This window comes from Arthrobacter sp. SIMBA_036 (assembly GCF_046535135.1).
Taxonomy (GTDB): domain Bacteria; phylum Actinomycetota; class Actinomycetes; order Actinomycetales; family Micrococcaceae; genus Arthrobacter.
The window spans coordinates 1-21,247 of sequence record NZ_JAWRXG010000019.1 but is presented as its reverse complement, the minus strand read 5'-3'; the positions used below and the strand labels follow the sequence as shown (position 1 = coordinate 21,247).

The window sequence follows — 21,247 nt, the reverse complement described above, 5'->3', positions numbered from 1 at the left end:
CCAACCAGCGCGTAGTACTCGTGCCGTGCGGGATCGTCTTCGCTGAGTAGTGCAGGGGCATCCAGGAGCCGGGCGCGGAGCTCAGCAAAAACGCCGGCTTCACCGCGCTCAGCGGCCAGGGCGGCGGCCCGCACTTCCAAGGTTTCGCGCAGCTCAAACAGCTCATCAATGTTCTCCAGCGAAATATCGGTAACGACGACGCCGCGGCCCCCCGCCGCCGTCGTCAACCCCTCTGCGGTGAGGCGGCTCAGCGCCTCCCGGACCGGGGTCCGTGACACTCCGAGACGTTCGGATTGCTCAACTTCAGCCAGGATGGCGCCCGGCCGAAGACGCCACTCGACGATGTCTTCACGGAGGGCCATGTAGGCCCGATCACTGGCGCGCATGATGCCACTGTATACACAGAGAATGTTTTGCGGCAACGATGCCGTAGAAATCATGCTCAATGTATACATTTGTCCTGAAAGACTCTAGAGTTACATGACGCTTGGACCTCAATTGAAGCTGCAGATCTGCGGTGTATCCGCCGTCGTCATGTAACCGTCCAGTCAGGTTCCGCCGACGCGGAGGCGCCCACTAGCGAAGGAGAATTAGATGGGACCAACTAACAGTTCAGGACGGGACGTTTCAGCTAGCTCACCCATGCAGCACGGTAACGGTCCGAGGAGTGGGGTGGACGCGGAAGCAGGCCACAGTCCCGCCAAGGTGCGCATTCATCACTTGCAGCAAGCGAAGCTCGGTGGTACGAAATTTGCAATGCTGACCGCCTACGAGCAATATTCGTCGGAGATTTTCGATGCCGCCGGCATCGAGGTGCTTCTCGTTGGCGATTCGGCATCTAACAATGTTCTCGGCAACGAAACCAGCATTCCTGTCACTGTGGACGAATTACTGCCGCTGTGCCGCGCAGTTGCCCGGTCTACGAAGCGTGCTTTGATCGTGGCCGACCTACCGTTCGGCAGTTACCAAGTTTCCCCGGAGCAGGCTGTATCTACGGGCGTCAGGTTTCTCAAGGAAGGCCTGGCCCACGCCGTCAAGATCGAAGGCGGCAGCTACTATGCGCCCACCGTTCGCGCCATGGTTCAGGCCGGAATCCCGGTGATGGCCCATATAGGTTTCACTCCGCAGAGCGAGCATGCGTTGGGGGGATATCGCATCCAGGGCCGGGGCGATGATGCGCAGCGGGTGATCAATGATGCGGTCGCTCTTTCTGAAGCGGGTGCATTCTGCGTGTTGATGGAAATGGTTCCTGCAGAGACGGCAGCCGCCGTGGATGCGGCAGTCCGTGTTCCAACCGTGGGCATAGGCGCCGGCAAAGAAACCACGGGACAGGTACTCGTGTGGCAGGACATGGCGGGCCTGCGTGGCGGCCGTATGGCGAAGTTTGTCAGGCAGTACGCAGACCTTCGCCGCACGCTTTCGGACGCCGCTACCGCTTACGGCAACGACGTCCGATCTGGACGGTTTCCAGGTCCGGAGCACTCTTTCTGATCCCGGTACGGCGCGCGACAGTTCGCAGGCGATTCCGGGCAAACACAGCGTAAAGCTGCGATGTTTAACAGGACAGCCATGGGGGCATAGAGACCCTATCTCGGCGGGCTCTACGGGCACAGGTCAATTGCGGAAATCGCTCATGACACCGTGGGTTCGATTCAGTAATGATCCCTCTAAGCGGCGGCGTATGACTGGGGGACCGTGCGATGAAGCAGCAAACTACATTGCATCCGGTGGTCGCAAGGGCGACATTAACCAACCGTTCTGGTCGTCGTTTGCCGCCTGATGCTTCGCTCGATGGACACCAGGTGGACAGTTACACGCGGAGAACCGGGAGAGCGTTCACGACCAATGCGCCGAGCGCTTTGGCGTCACCAAGGAAACGAGCGGAAGTTCTCGCACGTACTTCCCGCCCGTACTGTCCACTGCCGACTACGGTACGTGTCGTCAACTCGATTCTTTGGCTCAGCGCGCGCGATGGCGCAGCGAAGGTGGCGGGCACCTACTTCCTAAGGCCAGATTCTTGGCCTGCGTTCATTCGATTCTCCGCATCTTCCGCTGGCGTAATCACCCAAGTAATGGCATGTCGAGGTGTGTTTTGTAGGCGGTCTCTTTGTTGGTGTTCCAGCCGGCGATGATGCCATCTCCCAACAATTGGTCGCTGAGTCTCGCGAAGCGGTAGGCGGGGTCGATGTCGAGCGCCAGCTGCATGAACTGGTGGGCTTTGGAGCCACGTCCTTGCCACCAGTTGATATATCCGATGCTGGTGAGGATGGGCGCAGCGTGTTGAGGGCTGGTCCTGGTGTACGCGTGGAGAAGTAGTTGTTGGGCCCATTCAATTCTCGACCATTGAGGTGGCGCTTGGGTTTGCGCGAAAAGAACGTGGTGCGGTGGTTCGTTGATGCCGGGGATGTCCGCCATGAGTTGGTCACGGATGTGTGGGAACTGGAAGTATGCGATGAGGCGATCGCGTCGTCTTCTGTGGGGTAGTCCGTGGAGCTCAGCATCGACATCCAGTGGTCGTGGGCCTTCTGGACTGATTCGTGGGCGAACCCTGAATTGATCTTTGCCTTATGATTTTCGACGGCGCTGGCGTGCTCTGCTCGGTGTGTTGGTGGCGGGAGGATGATTTGGTTGGAGGGTTCGATGGTGCTGCCGCGGTAGATGAATTCGGCATTGACCCGGCTGTACTGGGTCCTGCTGACGGGAAAGTGATTGCTTGTCCGGGTTCCTCGTCATACGGGGAGTAAGTGTCGTCTCCGACGAAGATCCGTCGCGGATGGTGATGCCGTTGCCGGCGAGGGCGCCGGTGAGGGCTGCGATGGTGACTGCGTAGGTGTTTCGGTGCCTGGTTCGTTAGTTTGTGGGTGTAAAGGGTGAAAAAGATGCTGTTGGCGTTGGTATCGCTGGTGAGGTAGTTGGTGACGGTTCTGGCGTGAAGAACTTCTTGTCCTGATCGGCGCGGGAGGTAGATGCCAGTGTCGCGCCGACGTTGTTCCCGTACAGGGTGGTGCACACGAGGCTTTCTTGAGGCCAAAACCCGAGAGTGTGCCCGATGAAGCTGAGCAGATCGGCCGGGTCCATGATGGTGAGCGCATTCATCGTTTGTCCTATCCCTCGATGGCAGTAATTGTGGAAATTGGTCTGTGCACCGTTCCGGCCGTGACAGAAGTGCTGGTCATGGAAGCCTTGAGCGAGTGACTGGGACTCGCCGGGAAATCTTGTGTGCGGGGAGCGACTCAAAGCGTCGTACGTGGTTGTGGGACGGTTCCGGCGTTTGCGCGTGCTCGCGCGGCTATCCGGCCAAGTCCGGTGAATGTCAGAAATGACAAAGAGCGATATATTGTTTCTGGTCTTTCATGTCTGCTCCTTGGAAGCACGCCATGACGCTTACCGTGAGAAGCTTCCGGCCCTTGTGGAACGGAGTCCAGAGTTCCGGCCAAGGAACACGACTATTCGGAGCGACTGAGCTCGGGGGTAGGCCTGTGAGTTGGCGCCACCCCAGATCCCCAGAAAGAGGGCAATTGCGAGTTGCGCGTGCACCATCACTCAGGTTCTACTCCCAAGCCATAGATCATTGTGAAAATGCTAAAGATTCTGCGAAATTTCGGTTGATTATCTAAATGCGTAAAAAGACGTGTGTGCCCACACTGGAGACAGCGGATCGCAACACTAGTTGAGATGAGGGCGAGGACGATGAAGCGCAGAGGGACACCGTACAACTGCCCCCGCTCCGGACCGCCCATGGTGGACAGCGCGAGATCGGCCTATGTTTTGACCCTGTCCGTTGAGATTAGCGCCGTCGCACCTGTGGATAGATGGTGTGATGGGACGATTTGGCCAGATTGCGCTGATTCGACAGATCGGACCAACGCGCGGGCGTCAGAGGGAGAGTACTTTTAGGGATAGCTGGGCCTGTTGTTCAACGTCCAATGCCTCGGCTAGTGCCGCATATGATTGCGGACGCTCAATTAAACCTGGGGCGGTCCGGCACTCCAGTCCATCTTCTGCTTTCAAATAGCAACGATAGGCGACACCTTGAATGCTTGAAGGACGGCCAAAACATAGAAAGTGGAGAACCCTGGCAGCGATACGTCGTGGAGATGCGACGCTCAGCATGGTCGGCCCTGGTTCCAAAATGTGGAGTTTGCCGATAGATGGCGGTGTTCTTTGACCCGTCAATGTCGCTAGTTGTCTATAACAAGGGCGCTGGTAGCTGCTTCGATGACGTCGCTCCATTCCGGTCGCGGCCTTCGTGAGCCAGAGGATGACGAAGGCCTCCGCACAGGCAGCGAGAATGGACTCACTTCTGGTGCGGAGGCCTTTGGGCGTCCGGCGGCCCACAGGGGCCGGACGTGGGCTCCCCAGTGCACTAAGCGCCTAGTAGCGGCGAGTCGGAATCGTGAGCCTTCATTTCTCACCATGTCACCGTCACCTGATGCTGGTTACTTGGAGCTCCGGGCGCCGTCCCCTCCGTGTATCACGAACTCGGTACCCCCTGGTGGCAGGATTCGTCGCTCCCCAGGCAGACCACTGGATCGGCGATCTTCCGCCGGCTCGCCAGTTGGGTGGAGGGCACCGAACTGCTCTCCGTCTGCGGCCCCGGGGATGGAAGAGGTGGCCGACATTTCCTTGGGCCGGCCGTCTCTCGTGTGCCTAGTTCACTGCAGCCGCCAGAGCGTAGGGCCACCACCCTTGTTGCGCTCACTGGCGGCCGATGTTGCTGTATGTCGCTGGATGCGTGCGACGGTAGATGATGGCCATGACTAACCCGAGAACAAATAGGCCCACGATCAGAGCCATCAGAGCGGTGGCGAGCACCGTCGATCCTCCAACCAGTGAAGCGAAGTTGACGGCCGCCAGGGTCAGTCCGGTGCCCAGCCCAATGATCCCTAGAACCGGGAATACCACCCTGCTCCATGCGGTGTGGTGTGCTCCGTGCCGACGCAGGTAGAGAGGCACAGCGATACTGGCGATGAAGATTACTGCCAGAATCACGAAGCTGGAGATTCCGAGGCTTGCAGTGTAGAGGTCCAAGGGTCCCAGCCCAACGACGGCCGCGATGAGATTCATAAGCAGGCCGGCGGCGCTCGTTGCCATGGAGGCCAGGTAAGGCGAGCCGTGGCGTCGGTGCACTGTGCTGAGCTTGCGGGGGAAGATCTTGTCGGCACTGAGATTGAACAAGTAGCGGGCGGTGATATTGTGTCCGGCCAGGATAACGGCAAAAGTACTGGTGTTGACCAGGATTGTCGCCACGTCGGAGAACACCGTGCCCCCGAATTGCACGAGCGTGCCGGTCATGGATCCGGTGGGATCGGCGGTGGCGAGTTCGACCGCTTTGTCGATGCCGAGTGCGTTGATAAACCCCAGCGAAGATACGGCATAGATGGTCATCGCCACTGCAATGACCGCGAACGTGACGCGGGGAATGACGCGGTTGGGATTCTTGACCTCTTCGCGGAACAACACGGTGACTTCGAAGCCGCCGTACATGCCGAGAGCCAAGAGCAGGCCGGAGCTGAAGGAACCATCAAACCAGTGAGTCGGGAGAAGGGGGGCCAAAGCGATGCCGGCATGGTTGGCTCCGCCGTTGACGAAGACAAAGAAGTCATACCCGACAATGATGACGATCTCAAGAAAGAGGAACACCGTCAGGAACTTTGCGGAAAGCTCGATGTTGAAATAACCAAGGACCGCGGCTCCGGCCCAGAAAACGGCTGCCCAGACCCACCACGGGAGATCAGGACCACTCATGGTGGTGTGCACGAGTTCGCCCAGAACGATACCGCCGAACGGAAGGGTTCCGGCATAGACGCAGAAGTAGCCGAGCAGCGCGACAAACCCGGATCCCAGTCCGATTTCCCGGCCGAGTCCAGCCGTTGTCATAGAGTAAAAGCCACCGGGTTTCGGCATGACCTTGGACATGCGGGTGAACCCCACGGCAAAACATCCAAGGATGAGGCCCGCCACAACGAATGAGATAGGCGTCCCAAGGCCGCTGCCGGTGGCGACCATGATAGGGATAATGCCGATCACGACCACCATGGGGGCGTTGTAGGCCATCACGCTGAAGAAGAGCCCCAGGCTGCCCATCTTGCCGGTTAGGTGTGGCCCTGCCTGTGGCGGCCGTTCGGTCGCCAGTTGTGTTGTAGTGCTGTCCATAACCACTGCCTTCTTGGTAAGTAATTTAGGGTTCCCGGGCCGCCACCGTACTTCGAGCCTTGGTCGCCCCTTCGCGACCAACCAGGCGGATCTCGGACTGTTTGTGGCAACTTTGCAGCCCTCCGCGAAGTTGCACAACGTTCATTTCTGCTCGAGGGTTGATAGATCGTGCCACTGAGGCTGAACAATTTGGTACTGGAAAAACCGACAAGCGCACGTTGACCGCTTTGGTAACCTTCCAGTGGCAACTCGGCAGACGGATGCCGGTTCAATCCGGAGGTCCGAAGCTATACGGCTACTTCGCCATGAGGTTTCCCAAGCCCAGGTTCGGCTATCGGGCGCGGGGAACTGGAACCCGAAAGATACGTTTGCCTCCACAAATTGCTCGAAACATTCCGGCCACAGTGCTTGTCCTTGTCTGCGCGAACCTCACGGAGGCATCACTGCCTTTGAGCACCAGAGGACCACCATCGCGTGCTCGGACATCACGATGGCCGCTGGTGTCTCCCGACGCACATTCTTCCATCTCTTCGGCGGGAAAGAGCGAAGTGCTTTCGTGCGACCACGAGGTGTATCACCTCGAGATGCATACACACCTCCTGCAACATCAGAGCGAGCGAACGTTGGGCAGAGCAGCGCGCGGAGCTCCTCTGATCGTCGATAGCCTCACGGCCGATCCACGCGACGCGGCGGTCCGGACCAAACTCCTTGCAGAAAGCAGCGATCTTCGCACCGAGGAGGACCGATGGTTTAACCGGCACCAAACCGCGCTCGCGCTGTTCTTGAGCGACCGTCATGACGGAACGATGAGCATCGAGGCTGAGATGACGGCCGCCGCTATCATCGCAGCCGCACGGATTTCGATCCGAGACTCTCTTCTCGACCGGCGCAGACGGCAATACGCCGATTCGATCGTGCCATCGACCACCTCGGCAAGGGTGGCGGCGACACCGGAAACCTCGTGGCGGTCATCCAGTCCGCGCTCACCATCGACGAGCTCATCAGGCGGATCGGCGGGGAGTGGGAGCCTGTTGGCGTCATCACTGGTCTACGTAAAACGCTGGAACCGTTCCAGCAGCTGGTGGCGTTGCTTCATGGCACCACTCACTGCGACCCCTAAACCGTGGAACACGCATTAAACGCAGAAACCCTACAGCGGCAAGTGATCCAGCAGCAAATCCGACCTCCGGCCCCAGGATCGTTCACTCCAAGAACGGCAACATTACCTACCGAACGAGGGATGCGGAAGTGGTGCGCTCAAAGTGCGGGCCAGGTGTCTTAACCACGGAGGTTGGTGACGCGGCTGGCGGGTGGCTGACCCTTGAGTGAGGTGTGGCCTCGGTTGACTCTTCTATGTCTGTCAAGCCGCATTCATTGGTCCGGATGAGGCCTTAAGCGTCCGGTAGATACGGCGGGCCAAGTAGCGTTTGATGCAGCGGCGGATTTCCTTGTCTGTACGACCTTCGGCGCGTCGTTTTTCCACGTACTGACGGGTTTCTGCATCGTGAGTCATCCTCGTTACTGCAACCATGTGCAGTGCGCTGTTCAGCGCCCTGTCGCCGCCCCGGTTCAGCCGATGCCTGACGGTGTTCCCTGAAGACGCTGGGATGGGGTTTACGCCCGCCAGAGAGGCGAAAGCTGCCTCGTTACGAATCCGGCCTTCGTGTGACCACGCGGTGAGACACTTAGCGGCGCTGATCGCCCCAAACCCTTTCTCTTCCAGCAAGGGTGCGGCCTCGCTGGCCCTGACCAGCTCGTCCAACTGCTTCTCATTGTTTACGAGCTGCTCGTCCAGTTCGTGTATATGTTTCGCCAGGCGGATGGCCTCGTTCCGGGCGACGGACAGGGACAGTTCTTCCTCGCGGGGCCGCCAGCGGGAGATATCCGAGGTTTGGGAGGCGGTGAGGGACCTGCGGGCATCGACGCCCAGGTTGGTGCTGCGTACTAAAGCGTTGAGTGCGTTGACCGAGCGTGTGCGGTCGGCGCTCATGGCGCCGCGGGCGGTGGTCAAGATCCGCACCGCTTGGCGGATCCCGTCATTGAGCCGGGGGCGGCGGAGCTTTTCCACGAGCAACGGCAGTGTTGCGGCCGCGATTTGGTGGGCGTCCAAGGCATCGGTTTTCCCCACGCCGCGGCGTTTCTTGGCATCCATCCGTGGGGCCTCGGCGACCGGATAATTATGGGAGGCCACTGTGCCGGCCAGGATCGCCCCGTAAGTCCCGGCGCCTTCGATGACCCAGAGGGTGTCAGCATCCGCGCCAGTGCGGCGGGCCACCCAGTTGATGGCCCGGTTGATTCCGGCCGCAGTGGTGGGAAATGACCGGGATTCAAGCAGGGCACGGGTGGTGGCTGCGAGGATTGCGTAGACATGGTTGCGGGCGTGTGTGTCGACACCCACGACAAATGGGTGGGCATGAGCGACGATGGACATGGCGGTCACGGCACCTTTCCGAAGAACGAGGACATGGGTCAACGGCCGTCAAGGGCCGGTACCAGTCCGGGTAGGAGTCACGTCGGAACAGCACTGTGATGGGTCACGCCCCCGCTAAGGGTGGACAATCTTCTGATCAAGCTACCGAGGTGGGCCGGAATGGTACCGGCCACCCACCCCAAAAGATGGACAAGTCCACAGCAAGACAAACAAACGTCAATGATTGTATGAGTCACATCCACGGGGCGGAACGGCCTGCACCCATCCTGCCAGCCGGTCCCGGACCAGCCACGATCAAGACTCACAGTGATTGTAGTGGTGGAGCCAGTCCGGGAAAGCGGCAACACGCTCGGCCTCGGAGGTGTAGGGTCGAGAGTAGGCCCACTCCTCGAGCATTGTCCGGTTGAACCGCTCCACCTTGCCGTTGGTCTGCGGTCGGTAGGGCCTGGTCCGCTTGTGTTTGATGTCCGGGCCGAGAGCGTCTTTGAAGGCGTGTGAACGGTAGCAGGAACCGTTGTCCGTGAGGACACGCTTCACGGTGATGCGCCGGCCGCGTTGTATGCCTCGTTTGCGCGTTCCCAGAAGCCGGCGGCGGTCTCTTTCTTCTCGTCTTCGAGGATCTCATCTCGGTGTAGGCGAAGCGGGAGTGGTCATCCACGGCGTTATGCAGGTAGGCGTAGCCGTCGCCGGTTCGCTACGGTCCCTGTTTTTGTTCTTCTTCCCTGCTGACCGGTCCATGACGCGGTGGCCGCCACCGTCAGGGATGCGTCCGAGCTTCTTGATGTCGACGTGCATCATGTCGCCTGGCTTCTCGTGCTCGTAACGGCGGATCACCCGGCCTGTGGCACGGTCCAGCCACGACAGTTTCGCCAGCCCGAACCGGGAGAGGACCTTGTGCACGGTGGAAGACTGGATACCGAGCAGATAGCCGATCCGGACAGGGCCCCACCGCCGGTTCACGCGCAGTGCGATGATCCGCCGTTCCCGGTGCTGCGGCGTCCGTGAGGGAGAGCCCAGGGGGCGGCTTGAGCGGTCCTCCTTCCCGTTCTCGCCGTGTTCACGGTACCGGCCCGTCTAGCGTGAGGAGGTCTTCTTCATGTCACTCCACCACGCCGAACGTCACTAACGTACGTGGTTAATACACCTAGTTCGGTGGCGTGTCCCATTCCTCGGAAACCGGAACACTCGATGGCTCGCCCGCGTCCGTAAGAGGATCGGCGGATTCAAGCGGTTATTGCAACAGGAGGTTTTCGATCGTCGCCGGAGCATTCTGAATATGCGCAAGCAACTTGATCAAGCTCCATGTATAGTTGAGGCATGACCCACGGATCAATGACGGACCAGTTAACGACGCGCTCCTTCTTCGACGCGCTGCGCACGCTGCTGCGGCGGCTCAATGCCGAACGGACGCTATCCCCGGGCAAGTTGGGGGTGCTCAGCCACTTGGCGGAACAGGGGCGGGCAACCTCCTCGGAACTGGCTGCCGTCGTTCGGGTCAGTCCCCAGGCCATTTCGCTCTCCGCAGGTGAGCTGGAACGGTTGGGGTTCGTTGTGCGGGTGCCCGACGAGGAGGACCGGCGCCGGACTTGGATCGAGCTGACTGACGCGGGACGGCAGAAGCTGGCTCAGGAGTTGGCGGCCGGTCATGCCTGGCTTGACCGGGCAATTGTGGAGCGGCTGACGCCGGAGGAGCGGAAGGCGCTGGAGGGGGCTATCCGAGTCCTGAGCAAGCTTGGGTCTGAGGTGTCCGTTGACTGAGCCGGCGGCACGTTCAAGCCTGGTGCTGGCGCTGGTCTATGCGGCGCTCTCCACGGCGATCGTGAGCTCGCTCGGCATGTTGTTGGTGCCGTCAATTGCCCGTGAGATGGATGTGCCGGTCAGTACGGCGCAGTGGATGCTCACCGTCAACCTTCTGGTCGGTGTGGTGGCGACCCCGGTGATGGGACGGATCAGCGACGGACCGCACAAGAAGCGGCTCCTGCTGTTGGCACTGGGGATCATCCTCGCCGGGTCCGTCATGGCTGCGACGGCTCCAAACTTCACGGTGTTCCTGGTCGGACGGGCGCTTCAGGGCCTGACCTACGGGATTGTTCCTGTGACGATCGCCCTCGCCCGCCGCTACATCGCTGCTGATAAGGTGCGATTCTCCATATCGAGCCTGTCGGTGACGGTGGCGACCGGCCTTGGCGTCGGCTACCCACTGACCGGAATCATTGCGGGGCTCTTCGACTTCCGGTTCGCTTTCTGGTTTGCCGCGTTGTTCGTGGTGACGGCGATCTTTGTGGTCTTCCGCGCAGTGCCGGCAGGACCCGACGAACGAGCCCCACGGCTTCCCTTTGATTTCGCCGGCGCGGGTCTGCTCGGCCTTGGCTTGGGCGCTCTGCTCCTGGGCGTCAGTGAAGGGCCCTCCTGGGGGTGGAGTTCTTCGGGGGTTGTCGGCGCGTTCATTGTCGCGGCAGCAGTCCTGACGGCCTGGGTCCGGGTGGAGCTTCGGACGCGGTACCCTCTGGTCAACCTTCGGGTCCTGCGGAACGGTGAGGTGTTGTTGGCGAACGGCACGGGCATGGGGTTGGGTGCCGCGATGTACATCGGCTTATCAATCTCCAGCCTCGTGGCCCAAGCCCCGACTTCAACCGGCTACGGCATCGCGCTGCCCGTGTTCTGGGCCGGTTTCGTGATGTTCCCGCTGTCGGTTGGAAGCCTCGTCGCGAATCGTCTTGTGCGCCGATTAGCGCGCCGGATCCCTCTGGCGACCGTGCTGCCGATCGGTACCGGCCTGGTGGCGGCAGCCGGAATGCTGCTCTGGTTTGCCCATACCGAGCTCTGGGAGATCCTGATCGGGATGTTGGTGTTCGGCCTGGGAATGGGTGCCAGTTATGCCGCCATGCCAGCGCTGATTGCCCGCAGCGTGGCCACTGAAGAGCTGGGCAGTTCGGTGAGTTTCAACCAGGTGCTGCGCAACGTGGGAGCCTCCTTCGGCACCGCGGTCTCGGGTGCGGTACTCGCGGGGAACATGGCACCGGATCTTCACCCGACCGATGCCGGAATCAGCACCACGTTCGCGATCGGCGCAGTCCTCTGCGCGGCGGTGTTCATCGCCCTGCTCATCCACACCCTGGTAACGCGTTCCCGCCGGGCAACCGACGAGCGACCTGACGCTTTGATCGGGTAAACGCGGCAGCATGCCGCAGACGGGGGATGCTCCGGGCCACCGGAGGCTGGCCTGGCAGACTCCCACCTCGGGGCAGATGTGGATCTCGCTCAGCTTGGACTGTAGAAGCATTTTTCTTTGCTTTTTTGCTGCTGTCCTGCGGATCGTACGTGCCCGCTCCACCGACGCAACCGTGCTGCGGACGGCCGCGCAACGGGTGGTTTGTGTTCGGCGCTGCGTTTATTTTCTCACACGACCCACCCGCCGCTTGCCCTCTGGGTTGCCCCGGCTCCGTCGGGCACAGCTACGCGATGCTCCGCCAGCAGGCAAAGAACATGGTGGGGAGAGGGAAGCCGGTACGTCTGCCAGGACGTTTGCGGCGGTCGTTGAAGGTACCTGGGGGAGCCGCTTTTCGGAGCTGGAGATATGGAAGAAATCGCCGCCGCGCGTATCGGGTCCCGCTTTGATGTCTGCGTTGGACCGGGCGTTGGATGTTGGAAGCCTTGCAGGCCGGTCGTATTGCTGCCTTGGGGCGGTACGGCATGGCGAGCAACGCCGCGACACTAGACGCATTGGCTGAACCGCGGCGCACAGGCACTCTCCTGGCGTTGGCGCGTCACCTTGACGCGATCGCTGTGGATGACGTTCTGGATCTGTTTGCGCTGCTGATGTCCACCAGGTTGATCAACCCGGCCAAATCGGCATCAAACAACGACCGGCTGGCCTCGCTGCCTCGCTTGGAACGGGCCTCCCGGATTCTGGCCCTGGTCAATCAGGAATTACTAGCTGCCCTCGATGCTGCAAGATCTGATGGGAACGGGTTGGACATGGCTGCCACATGGGGGTCGTTGGAAAGGTTTGCGCCAAAGGAACAGATTCTTGGTGCCGTGGCGACCGTAACTGAACTGGTCCCTGACGATGACGGCAGCGCGGAGACGTCGATGCGTGTCGCCTTGGCTGAGAAATACCGCACGGTGCGACCGTTCTTGGCCTTGCTGGCCGGGAACGAGATCACTTGGCGCATCACCAGCAGGTTCCGCCGTATTGGCCGCGGTCAACCAGCTACCAGAGTTAGCGGGCCGCAGAACACGAATCAAGGCGCTGCCTCCCGCCGAGGTAGATGAATCCCCGATTCCGCCGGTCTGGCGCCAGAGCCGTCTACGCCAACCCGGACCTGCCGGCCGGCACGGTTGATCGTGACGCTTACGTGCTGTGCGTGCTGGAACAGCTGTACAAAGCCTTGGGTGAGGGACGTTTTCGCTACCTGTTCCCATCGCTGGGGTGATCCGAGGGCGAGACTGCTTGAAGGCGCCGCGTGGAAGGGTGCCCAACCGAAGATTCTGGGCAGCCTGGGCCTAGACACCGAGGTAAAGATCCATCTTCGTGCACTCGTCGACGTCCTCGACGCAAGCTGGCGTCAAACAGCAGACCGGCTGGACGAAGCCGGCCTGAATCATCGATCACAATTGTCCCCGGCACCGAGGGCAGGATGCGTCTTTCCGTTGAACGGCTCAACGCCGCGGACATCCCGGCAAGCCTGGCCGAGCTGCGATCCGTTACCTCCGCGATGATCCCCCATATCGACTTGCCGGATCTTCTCCTGGAAGTTCATTCCTGGACGCTTACGTCCACGTCTCCGGCTCCGGGACACGAGTGAAGGATCTGGCCACCTCGATAGCGGCGCTATTGATCGCTGAAGGACGCAACGTGGGTCTGATTCCGGTCACGGACCCGACCCGGGAGGCGTTGACTCGTGGCAGGCTTTCCCACGTCTATCAGAACTATGTCCGGGCCGAAACGCACGCGGCGGCAAACACTGCCCTCATAGAGGCGCCAAGCAAAGTGCCGATCGCCCAGCACTGGGGTGGCGGGCTTCTGGCCTCCGTCGACGGGCTTCGTTTCGTTGTCCCGGTCAGGACGATAAGCTCGGGCCGTCACCGAAATACTTCGGCTACAAACGCGGCATCGCCTGGCTGAACGCCGTCAACGACCAGGTCGCAGGGATCGGGGCGCAAATCGTCACCGGCACCCCGCGGGACAGCCTTCACATTCTTGACGTGTTGCTGAACCTGGACGGCGGCCCAAACCCAATCATTGCTACCGACGAAGCGTCCTACTCAGACTTGGTCTTCGGCTTGTTCAGGATGCTCGGCTACCGATTCTCGCCGCGCATCTCCGACATCGGGGATACGAGGTACTGGAGGGCCCACTGGCCAAACGAGCCGGCCACGGACTACGGACCCCTGAACGCTATCGCCCGACACAAGGTCAATCTGGCCAAGATCGAAACTCATTGGCCAGACATGCTGCGCGTCATCGGATCTTTGGTCACCCAGCAGGTACGGGCCCATGACGTACTCAAAATGCTCGGCCGTGACGGAAGGCCCACGCCGCTGGGTCAGGCCTTCACAGAATACGGGCGGATCGCGAAACGCTGCACCTGCTGGCCATGATCGATCCGGTCGACGACACCCACCGCCGTACCATCAAACGCACAAACCACCGTCCAGGAATCCAGGCACCGGCTCGCCCGCAAGGGCTTCCACGGCCGGCGTGCCAGATCTACCAAAAATACCGGGAAGGCCAAGAAGGCCAACTCGGTGCCCTCGGGCTTGTCGTGAATGCGATCACCCTTTGGAACACCCGTTTCCTCGACGCCGCCGTCACCGAGCTCCGGGCGCAGGGGCGGTTGGTCCCCGATGAAGACACTGCCAGGCTTTCTCCCCTCGGGCACCCCCATGTGAACGAACTGGGCCGATACAGATTCTCAACAACCAACATTCCCAAAAAACTCCGACCGTTCAGGGACCTGACGGCAGATGCCGAGACCTTCTAACGACCGTTGCCCTGGCTCATTAGAAGGAAACGGCGTCTAACATAAACGAACGTCTGCGATAGACCCCGGCGTCGCATCCCCAAATGTATCCCGGAACGCCCCTCGTTGTGGATGACAGCGCTCGGTGGCGGTGTTCTCCCGGTGCTATAAAGCGGCTTCGGAGCGGATGCCCTGAACCGGTGTCGCGCGCTGTCGGTCAGTTCGGCAGCATCGATCCTCTGGCGCGGATCCCAGAAGCATCCGCGGCGCAGGTACAGGGACTGCTATGGGCGGTCGATTCCTCTGAAGGTCTCGAGCACGTTGGTGGCGTGGGTGGTGGCGTCGTAGGGCATATTGCCGATGCCCTTCGTGGTGGGGTACGTAGTTACGGGTTCCCACAATTCATCGGTCTTGCGTGTGGCTAGGGCGAGCAGGGCGTCGCGAACGAAAGTATCACGGACGATTTGCTCGTCACTGGCGCCGGGTCGTTTTTGTCCGACGATGCCGTACATTTCCGTGCCGTGGACGGCGGGGGCTCCCTCGACGGGGCCGACGGCGATCAGGTGTGCGTTTCCGCCGGCCGCGGCGTGGGCGAGTGCTCCGCGGGCCTGGGGCAGTGTGAAGGAGAAGTCGGTGAGCAAGGCTCCACGGACCTGGACGGAGGTGCGCCCGTCAACGTTGTAGGCGGCGATGATCTTTCGGGCGCGGCTGCGTGGGATGCGGTTGCTGTTGGCGAACTCGGCGACCAGGGCGTCGATGCTGCCGGGATCGAAGTCCTCGGTCTTGTGAAGTACCCACCAGTCGAGCTCATGGGTGGTGCTGCTGAAGAGGATGTCCACGTCACGGTGCTGACCGGACTGGAGAACTCGCATGGGAAGGTCGGCGAGGACGCCGTTGGGCTGGGTCCGATCGTCGACGATGGCGACGAGATCGTTGTCCACACCGTGCGCGGCCCCAGGGTCTGCGGACTGCGTCGCAGCCATCGCCTCGGAAAGCAGCTGCGCGTCGATGTTCAGTAGCTGCTCGGGGTCGTCCGTGATTCCGAGTCCGGTGAGGACTGCGTGTGCGCGTTCTTCGGCGCCCCAGGCGGGGACTTGGCGTGCTGGCATGCCGGAGAATGCCGCGAGTTGGTGGTAGAGGCCGTCGGCGGAGGGTGCGGCGAGGAGGCTGAGGGTGGAGTATGCGCCGGCGCTGTGGCCGGTGACGGTGACGTTGCCGGGGTCGCCGCCGAATCGGGCGATGTTCTCTCGGACCCACTGCAGCGCGACGATGATGTCCTGCAGGCCGAGGTTAGTGGCCTCTGCGAGTGCGCCGCCGTAGTGGGAAAGGGACAGCCATCCGAACGCTCCGAGCCGATAGTTGATGGAAACTCCGACCGCTCGTCCCGTTGCGGCGAGTCCGGACGCCTTCGAGGTGGTCTGCGTGTTCGCGCCAAGCATCCATCCGCCGCCGAAGATGTAGACGATCACGGGCAGCGGTTTGTCGCCTGAGTCTTCGGGCGCCCAGACGTTGAGGTTCAGGCAGTCCTCACTGAAACCGTTGTCGGCTTCGAGCCAACTGGTGTCCCCGGCTTGAAGCGGTGCAGGCCCTTTCTGGTCGTACGGCAGGTCAGGGTTAAACGGCAGCAGAACGGGCCGGCGGAAGCGTTCAGCAGTGGCGAACGGAATACCAAGCCAGGAACGAACGGCATGTTCATTTGTAGGGGTGCCGGTGGTGTCGGTCATGGGTGAGTCCTTTCCAGAGCTCAGTCGGTGTCGGAGATAGTGGGGCTGGTTGAAGCGTTTGAGCTTTCGGTCCGCAGTTGTGCCCAATGGTGCAGGCGTTCGGTGATGGCGCGTTCATACCCGTTGGTGGTGGGTTCGTAGAAGGTCTGCCGGGGCATGCCCTCGGGGAAATAGTCGGCGCCGGAGAATCCAGTGTCGGTATCGGGGTCGTATTGGTAGTCCCGACCGTAGCCGAGGTCCTTCATCAGCCGGGTGGGGGCGTTAAGGATGTGCGCCGGTGGCATCAGTGACCCGGTGCGTTGTGCTGCGGCGCGGGCCTTGCTATAGCCGCGGTACACGGCGATCGACTTCGGGGCGGTTGCAACGTAAAGCACGGCTTGTGCGATCGCCAGTTCGCCTTCTGGAGAGCCGAGGCGCTCATAGACGTCCCATGCGGCGAGGGCCTGCTGTACCGCGTTTGGGTCGGCCATGCCGATGTCTTCGGTGGCGAAGCGGGTGATGCGGCGGGCAATGAACAGCGGGTCCTCGCCGCCGTCGAGCATTCTGGCCAACCAGTACAGTGCGGCGTCCGGGTCCGAACCGCGCATCGACTTGTGGAGCGCCGAGATGAGGTTGTAGTGGCCTTCCTGCGCTTTGTCGTATTGGGGCGCGCGCTTCTGTACTGCGGCGGCGAGGGTCGCCGGGTCCACGGGCGCCGGGAGCGATTGGATCTGTTCGATCATATTCAGCAGGTACCTGCCGTCTCCGTCTGCCATGGCGATGAGTGCCTGTCGGGCGTTCTCGTCCAGTGGCAGCGGTGCACCGAGTACGTCTTCGGCGCGATTGATGAGGGCGTGAAGCGCCACATCGTCGAGGTGTTTGAGGACGAATACCTGGCAGCGCGACAGCAGTGCTCCGTTGAGTTCGAAGCTGGGGTTTTCGGTGGTTGCGCCGACGAGGACGATCGTGCCGTCTTCGACGTAGGGCAGGAACGAGTCTTGTTGGGCGCGGTTGAAGCGGTGGATCTCGTCGACGAACAGCAGTGTTCCTTGCCCGACTTCCCGGCGACGGTGGGCTGCTTGGAAGACTTTGCGAAGGTCCGCGACGCCGGCGAAGGTGGCCGAGAGCGGTTCGAACACCAGGTTGGTTTGCTCTGCGAGGAGGCGGGCGATCGTGGTCTTCCCGCAGCCGGGTGGGCCCCACAGGATCATCGAGACGAGTCGCTTCCCGTCAACCATGCGCCCGATCGGGGCCTCGGCGGCAAGGAGGTGGTCCTGGCCGAGGACGTCGGTCAGAGTGCGGGGGCGCAGTCGGTCGGCAAGGGGTCTGGAGGAATCGTCCATCTCGAACAGCGACGGCGGCTGCTCGCTCACGATCGCTCCTCGACATGGCGGCCGGAGGCGAGGTCGTAGGAGTCCTGCACCAGGCTCTCAATGAAGCGCTTGGTGATGCCGGGTCCGGGGCTGACGGAGATCCAGTGCTGTTTGTTCAGGTAGTTCCCGGGGGTAATCGTGTCATAGTCGCGGCGTAACGCGTCTCCATTGTGCGGGTCGGCCTTGACGGTAATGATCTGCTGATCCGGGTCGTCCTCGGTGATGATGAGGAACACCTTGTCACGCACCTTCCACACATCCAGATGCGGAGCGAACGGCCGGCCATTGCTGACCTCCCCCAACGCCGCGGCAGTATAGCGGGCTGTCTGTTGCAGCGTGTCGCCAGAGAGCGTCATCGATCTGCCCTGCCAAACACGGCGGGATCCACGGGACGGTTAGCCCTGGGCAGATTTTCGACGACGAGCAGATAAGACTCTGTAACCAGCTCGTCAATAAGGGTCCTTGTCAGTGCTCCGCCGGGGTGCAGCGTAATCCAGTGCTTCTTGTTCATGTGATATCCGGGAGTAATGTCATCGTGCTCTTCGCGGAGCGCTTGCGCGTCTTCCGGATCTGACTTGACGATCACGATGGGTTGGCCAGTGACCTCAGTCATCAGCATGAAGACCTTGCCCCGCACCTTGAACACTTCCCAGTCGAGTCCGAACGGGTGGTCCACATCAGCACCGGGGAGTTCTTGAACACGCGCCCGAGCAAGGTGCTGCAGCTTTTCGCCATTCACGCGATGACCTCCATGCTGCATTAGATTGTAGTCATGTACGTACACGCGTACGCAGTTTCTTCTACGCACAAGTGTACGCACAGCTGTACGCACAAGGTCAAACATTGGAGAAAAGTATGCGCCGAGGGAAGCCGAACGACCCGGGACGCCGCTCCCGGATTCTGCAAGCAACGCTCGATGTAATCAGGTCCGGGGGCATGAGCGCAGCAACCTACCGGGGCATCGCTGAGCACGCCGGGGTGCCGCTGGGGTCCATGACCTACTACTTTCCCACCTTGGAGGGCCTCATCCTGGATGCCCTGGATTCAACCCGCGTTGATCTCGAACCCCGCTACGCGGTCCCTCTCAGTGAAGCGCGCACCCGGGACGACGTCGTTGATGCACTTGTCGAGGCGACAATTGGCGCGACGAGCCCCAGCCTCGACGACATCCGCCTCTATGAGGAGATACGCCACTACGGCGCACGGAACCCTAACGTGGCAGCCGTCCTCCAAGCAGTCGAGGACGACTCGCTCGTGATGCTTCACCGCGTCCTCCCGAATAGCACCGCTCTTGCCGTCAATGCACTGCTGTGGGGGTGGTGGAGCCACCGCCTGGCGCACCCGGACACAGAACTGGACGAGGTAGCCGTACGCCAAGCCTTCGAAGCCCTCGTCAACCTCCCCGCCCCCGGTCACCCATTCCACGAAAAGGATCAAAACCATGCCTGAAACGATGCGCGCCATCCGACTGGCCGGCCCCGTCGCCCCTAACGGTCTTATCGTCAGCGACGTCCCCCTCCCCGACGTGCGCCGGGGATGGGTGCGCACATTCGCGTGATGGCGTTCCGAGTTTAACGAGTCCGAGGTCACCAGCCGACAGGAAGAGTCGGGACCCGACTTCTCCTTCCCCCGTGTCCTGGGCATCGAGGCCGTTGGAGTGGTCGACGCCGTTGGTGACTGCGTCGAGCTTGCTCCCGGGCAGAAAGTCGCCACCATGATGGGAGGACTCGGTCGATCCATCGACGGCAGCTACGCAGAGTATGCCGTCGTCGACGCGGCGAACGTGATCCCATTCGACACTGACCTGCCGTGGGCCGTCGTCGGGGCACTCCCTGAGATGCTGCAAACCGCACACGGCTCGATCACCGCCGGGTTGGGGCTGAAATCGGGTCACACCGTGCTTATCCACGGCGGCACCTCAACGGTGGGGCTCACCGCCATCGCCATCGCGCGCCACCTCGGCTCGCCGCGCAATAGACACACTCTGACGCAACCATCGCGTCCGTCGTCCAGTGCCGTCGCAAGCCTTGCAGTGGCGGCACTGGAGCTCTCACTCAATGAGAGATTGCGTTGCTGCGCCGCAGCATCCCGCGCCTCGACTCGTTCATGCCGACCGGCTTCGAGGCCCCGTACCCACTCGACCTGCGCAAATAGCCAAAAAGGCGCCGGGCCCTCTACGTCAGGTTGGTTGTGAGTCAGTCAGTGATTGGCGAGGGCAGGTGCAGGCATGACTATTGGTCCGAGGGGTATCAGCGGCGATGAGGTTCGGGAATTGGCGCATGAGTACTACGTGCAGCCGTATGGGACGGGGAAAAATGGCTTGCACCCCGCCCGGCCAGTGACGGAAGGGACGTTCCGGCGGTGGCGGAAGATGAAAGTGAAGCAATCCTTTTGTAGATGGTAACTATTTTCTGCGCACGGGCCAGCCGGGCAATTGACCCGCTGGTCAGACCGTCACCAACCGGTTCGTACAACTAGACTGATCCAGATGCAATCCGCCGGGCGAGTATCTCCAGGGTCGGGTGCTCGAATACGGCATTTGCCTTGAGCTGAATACCGAGCATGGCGTGGATGCGCCGAACGAATGCGCGCCAAAATCGCAGAGGACGAACTCGCCCTCGCTAACGTGGAACGACGCGCAGCGAACATCCGCGCCGGCTACGTCTACGTCATCTCCAACATCGGCGCCTTCGGGGAAAACATGGTCAAGATCGGCATGACCCGCCGGCTGGAGCCCATGGACGGGTCAACGAACTCGGCGATGCGTCCGTGCCGTTCCGATTTGATGTGCACGCTCTCTTCTACTCGGACGACGCCGTAGCCACCGAAGCCATGGTGCATAGGACGTTCGCGGAACAGCGCGTGAACAAGGTCAACCTCCGCCGCGGATTCTTTCGGGTCACCCCCACCAGGTCCTGGAAGTACTGAAGGAACACCACGTTGAGCTGGTCGAATTCACAGAGTTGCCGGCAGCCGAAGAGTTCCGCCTCAGCACCCCGCAGGCAGCGGCTTTGCCCGTTTGGCGCGCAATAACCAGGTCCCAGCCCTCGCGCTGCTGCGCGAGAGGAGTCGGCCACTCAAGCGGGGCATGTCATATGCGCCGTTATCGGCGATGCTCAGTGAAGCAAGCGGTGGCCATGAAGGCCAGAATTCCGGCGCTCTACCAAGGCCGGACGGTGGCGTTGGCCTGGCGGACGACCCGCAGGTGTTTCTCAACGCTCCGAAAACCAAAGAGGACCGGCAGGTGGTTGAGTTTCTCGAATTGCCCGATTTGGGGTAAACACAGCGGACAGCACACGATTTGTGTCTGTATGGTTCAACGCGGCGGGCTTGATTCCTTGCGACTTACGCCTGTTTCCAGCTATATAGTGCGTCGGATAGGGCTGCGAGCACCTGCTGCAGCTCCGCGTTGACGATCTCGTAGCTGAGTCCCGGCGATGTCGATTCCACAAGCCCATACATAGGCAGGTGGTCTCCGAGCCCGATCAGCGTGGGCGGGATGAGGTAATGCATGCACCTGTTGCGGAGTTTCCGAAGGGAAGGGACTGCTGAAGGTTTAGTTGACAGCTGGGGTTGATATTTTCTTACGTGGCTGAGGCCGCGTTTTTTATTGTCTCA

General features: G+C 61.3%; 21 protein-coding genes and 3 pseudogenes. 14 read left to right on the top strand and 10 right to left on the bottom strand.

Annotation, left to right across the window (positions count from 1 at the left end):
* Window positions 1–386: GntR family transcriptional regulator (locus SB659_RS18470; protein WP_410551436.1), on the bottom strand; the 386-nt coding region annotated here is incomplete at its 3' end.
* A 208-nt stretch (window positions 387–594) separates the two neighbouring features.
* Here SB659_RS18470 and panB point away from each other — a divergent pair.
* Window positions 595–1,491: a 3-methyl-2-oxobutanoate hydroxymethyltransferase gene (panB, locus tag SB659_RS18465; RefSeq protein ID WP_410551435.1), complete on the top strand. Its 897-nt coding sequence runs from the start codon at window positions 595–597 to the stop codon at window positions 1,489–1,491.
* A 570-nt stretch (window positions 1,492–2,061) separates the two neighbouring features.
* Here panB and SB659_RS18460 read toward each other — a convergent pair.
* On the bottom strand, window positions 2,062–2,415 hold the full coding sequence (locus tag SB659_RS18460; RefSeq protein ID WP_410551434.1) for a DUF4192 family protein: 354 nt from the start codon (window positions 2,413–2,415) through the stop codon (window positions 2,062–2,064).
* A 627-nt stretch (window positions 2,416–3,042) separates the two neighbouring features.
* Between SB659_RS18460 and SB659_RS18455 the strand changes: the two genes are divergently transcribed.
* Window positions 3,043–3,195: a hypothetical protein gene (locus SB659_RS18455; RefSeq protein WP_410551433.1), complete on the top strand. Its 153-nt coding sequence runs from the start codon at window positions 3,043–3,045 to the stop codon at window positions 3,193–3,195.
* Window positions 3,196–4,698: 1,503 nt separating this feature from the next.
* On the opposite strand, the gene SB659_RS18450 is transcribed toward SB659_RS18455, so the two are convergent.
* Complete coding sequence (locus SB659_RS18450; RefSeq protein ID WP_410551432.1) at window positions 4,699–6,156, bottom strand: APC family permease; 1,458 nt, start codon at window positions 6,154–6,156, stop codon at window positions 4,699–4,701.
* A gap of 961 nt (window positions 6,157–7,117) precedes the next feature.
* Here SB659_RS18450 and SB659_RS18445 point away from each other — a divergent pair.
* Window positions 7,118–7,276 carry a hypothetical protein gene (locus tag SB659_RS18445; protein WP_410551431.1) on the top strand — a complete coding sequence of 53 codons (159 nt, stop codon included), beginning with the start codon at window positions 7,118–7,120 and terminating at the stop codon, window positions 7,274–7,276.
* Between the two features lie 240 nt (window positions 7,277–7,516).
* Here the strand turns inward: SB659_RS18445 and SB659_RS18440 are convergent, their stop codons facing one another.
* Together SB659_RS18440 and SB659_RS18435 are read right to left on the bottom strand one after the other, a co-directional pair.
* A complete protein-coding gene (locus tag SB659_RS18440; protein ID WP_410551430.1) occupies window positions 7,517–8,587 on the bottom strand; it encodes an IS110 family transposase in 1,071 nt (356 codons plus the stop codon).
* 294 nt (window positions 8,588–8,881) lie between these two features.
* Window positions 8,882–9,655 (bottom strand): annotated as a pseudogene (locus SB659_RS18435) (IS481 family transposase); the annotation flags it as partial.
* Between the two features lie 249 nt (window positions 9,656–9,904).
* Here SB659_RS18435 and SB659_RS18430 point away from each other — a divergent pair.
* The 7 genes and pseudogenes from SB659_RS18430 (at window position 9,905) to SB659_RS18400 (ending at window position 14,574) form a co-directional block, all read left to right on the top strand.
* Window positions 9,905–10,345 carry a MarR family winged helix-turn-helix transcriptional regulator gene (locus tag SB659_RS18430; RefSeq protein WP_410551429.1) on the top strand — a complete coding sequence of 147 codons (441 nt, stop codon included), beginning with the start codon at window positions 9,905–9,907 and terminating at the stop codon, window positions 10,343–10,345.
* The gene (locus tag SB659_RS18425; protein ID WP_410551428.1) at window positions 10,338–11,759 is read left to right on the top strand and encodes an MFS transporter; all 1,422 of its coding nucleotides are present in this window, start codon (window positions 10,338–10,340) and stop codon (window positions 11,757–11,759) included. The genes SB659_RS18430 and SB659_RS18425 overlap by 8 nt, the downstream gene beginning before the upstream one ends.
* A gap of 470 nt (window positions 11,760–12,229) precedes the next feature.
* On the top strand, window positions 12,230–12,862 hold the full coding sequence (locus SB659_RS18420; RefSeq protein ID WP_410551427.1) for a hypothetical protein: 633 nt from the start codon (window positions 12,230–12,232) through the stop codon (window positions 12,860–12,862).
* Window positions 12,859–13,023 (top strand): hypothetical protein, encoded by a 165-nt coding sequence (locus SB659_RS18415; protein ID WP_410551426.1) that lies wholly within the window; start codon window positions 12,859–12,861, stop codon window positions 13,021–13,023. The genes SB659_RS18420 and SB659_RS18415 overlap by 4 nt, the downstream gene beginning before the upstream one ends.
* 204 nt (window positions 13,024–13,227) lie before the next feature.
* The gene (locus SB659_RS18410; protein ID WP_410551425.1) at window positions 13,228–13,395 is read left to right on the top strand and encodes a hypothetical protein; all 168 of its coding nucleotides are present in this window, start codon (window positions 13,228–13,230) and stop codon (window positions 13,393–13,395) included.
* Window positions 13,392–14,191: pseudogene (locus SB659_RS18405) on the top strand (Tn3 family transposase). The gene SB659_RS18410 and the pseudogene SB659_RS18405 overlap by 4 nt, the downstream one beginning before the upstream one ends.
* On the top strand, window positions 14,188–14,574 hold the full coding sequence (locus SB659_RS18400; RefSeq protein ID WP_410551424.1) for a Tn3 family transposase: 387 nt from the start codon (window positions 14,188–14,190) through the stop codon (window positions 14,572–14,574). Before SB659_RS18405 ends, SB659_RS18400 begins: the two are co-directional and overlap by 4 nt.
* A 263-nt stretch (window positions 14,575–14,837) precedes the next feature.
* On the opposite strand, the gene SB659_RS18395 is transcribed toward SB659_RS18400, so the two are convergent.
* From SB659_RS18395 to SB659_RS18380, 4 genes are read right to left on the bottom strand one after another with little or no spacing between them, the layout of a single operon-like run.
* Window positions 14,838–16,277, bottom strand: a complete 1,440-nt coding sequence (locus tag SB659_RS18395) for a carboxylesterase family protein (protein WP_410551423.1) — start codon at window positions 16,275–16,277, stop codon at window positions 14,838–14,840.
* A 20-nt stretch (window positions 16,278–16,297) separates the two neighbouring features.
* Window positions 16,298–17,629, bottom strand: a complete 1,332-nt coding sequence (locus SB659_RS18390; protein ID WP_410551422.1) for a replication-associated recombination protein A — start codon at window positions 17,627–17,629, stop codon at window positions 16,298–16,300.
* On the bottom strand, window positions 17,626–17,985 hold the full coding sequence (locus tag SB659_RS18385) for an MmcQ/YjbR family DNA-binding protein (RefSeq protein WP_410551421.1): 360 nt from the start codon (window positions 17,983–17,985) through the stop codon (window positions 17,626–17,628). The genes SB659_RS18390 and SB659_RS18385 overlap by 4 nt, the downstream gene beginning before the upstream one ends.
* Entirely contained in the window at window positions 17,982–18,368 is a 387-nt protein-coding gene (locus SB659_RS18380) for an MmcQ/YjbR family DNA-binding protein (protein ID WP_410551420.1), read from the bottom strand. Before SB659_RS18380 ends, SB659_RS18385 begins: the two co-directional genes overlap by 4 nt.
* Before the next feature lie 116 nt (window positions 18,369–18,484).
* On the opposite strand from SB659_RS18380, the gene SB659_RS18375 reads away from it, so the two are divergent.
* The 4 genes and pseudogenes from SB659_RS18375 to SB659_RS18360 all read left to right on the top strand — a co-directional run bounded on the left by SB659_RS18375 (window position 18,485) and on the right by SB659_RS18360 (window position 20,557).
* The gene (locus tag SB659_RS18375; RefSeq protein ID WP_410551419.1) at window positions 18,485–19,078 is read left to right on the top strand and encodes a TetR/AcrR family transcriptional regulator; all 594 of its coding nucleotides are present in this window, start codon (window positions 18,485–18,487) and stop codon (window positions 19,076–19,078) included.
* A gap of 136 nt (window positions 19,079–19,214) precedes the next feature.
* Window positions 19,215–19,823: pseudogene (locus SB659_RS18370) on the top strand (alcohol dehydrogenase catalytic domain-containing protein); the annotation flags it as partial.
* Window positions 19,824–20,213: 390 nt separating this feature from the next.
* On the top strand, window positions 20,214–20,450 hold the full coding sequence (locus SB659_RS18365) for a GIY-YIG nuclease family protein (RefSeq protein ID WP_410551437.1): 237 nt from the start codon (window positions 20,214–20,216) through the stop codon (window positions 20,448–20,450).
* Window positions 20,399–20,557 carry a GIY-YIG nuclease family protein gene (locus tag SB659_RS18360; protein ID WP_410551418.1) on the top strand — a complete coding sequence of 53 codons (159 nt, stop codon included), beginning with the start codon at window positions 20,399–20,401 and terminating at the stop codon, window positions 20,555–20,557. Before SB659_RS18365 ends, SB659_RS18360 begins: the two co-directional genes overlap by 52 nt.
* A 417-nt stretch (window positions 20,558–20,974) precedes the next feature.
* On the opposite strand, the gene SB659_RS18355 is transcribed toward SB659_RS18360, so the two are convergent.
* Complete coding sequence (locus tag SB659_RS18355; protein WP_410551417.1) at window positions 20,975–21,142, bottom strand: hypothetical protein; 168 nt, start codon at window positions 21,140–21,142, stop codon at window positions 20,975–20,977.
* Window positions 21,143–21,247: the final 105 nt, after the last annotated feature.

Coding starts and splice junctions, on each gene's coding strand:
- panB (WP_410551435.1), top strand. CDS start 595: ATGGGACCAACTAACAGTTCAGGACGGGACGTTTCAGCTAGCTCACCC.
- SB659_RS18460 (WP_410551434.1), bottom strand. CDS start 2,415: ATGGCGGACATCCCCGGCATCAACGAACCACCGCACCACGTTCTTTTC.
- SB659_RS18450 (WP_410551432.1), bottom strand. CDS start 6,156: ATGGACAGCACTACAACACAACTGGCGACCGAACGGCCGCCACAGGCA.
- SB659_RS18440 (WP_410551430.1), bottom strand. CDS start 8,587: ATGTCCATCGTCGCTCATGCCCACCCATTTGTCGTGGGTGTCGACACA.
- SB659_RS18430 (WP_410551429.1), top strand. CDS start 9,905: ATGACCCACGGATCAATGACGGACCAGTTAACGACGCGCTCCTTCTTC.
- SB659_RS18420 (WP_410551427.1), top strand. CDS start 12,230: ATGTTGGAAGCCTTGCAGGCCGGTCGTATTGCTGCCTTGGGGCGGTAC.
- SB659_RS18415 (WP_410551426.1), top strand. CDS start 12,859: ATGAATCCCCGATTCCGCCGGTCTGGCGCCAGAGCCGTCTACGCCAAC.
- SB659_RS18410 (WP_410551425.1), top strand. CDS start 13,228: ATGCGTCTTTCCGTTGAACGGCTCAACGCCGCGGACATCCCGGCAAGC.
- SB659_RS18400 (WP_410551424.1), top strand. CDS start 14,188: ATGATCGATCCGGTCGACGACACCCACCGCCGTACCATCAAACGCACA.
- SB659_RS18395 (WP_410551423.1), bottom strand. CDS start 16,277: ATGACCGACACCACCGGCACCCCTACAAATGAACATGCCGTTCGTTCC.
- SB659_RS18385 (WP_410551421.1), bottom strand. CDS start 17,985: ATGACGCTCTCTGGCGACACGCTGCAACAGACAGCCCGCTATACTGCC.
- SB659_RS18375 (WP_410551419.1), top strand. CDS start 18,485: ATGCGCCGAGGGAAGCCGAACGACCCGGGACGCCGCTCCCGGATTCTG.
- SB659_RS18365 (WP_410551437.1), top strand. CDS start 20,214: ATGCGCGCCAAAATCGCAGAGGACGAACTCGCCCTCGCTAACGTGGAA.
- SB659_RS18355 (WP_410551417.1), bottom strand. CDS start 21,142: ATGCATTACCTCATCCCGCCCACGCTGATCGGGCTCGGAGACCACCTG.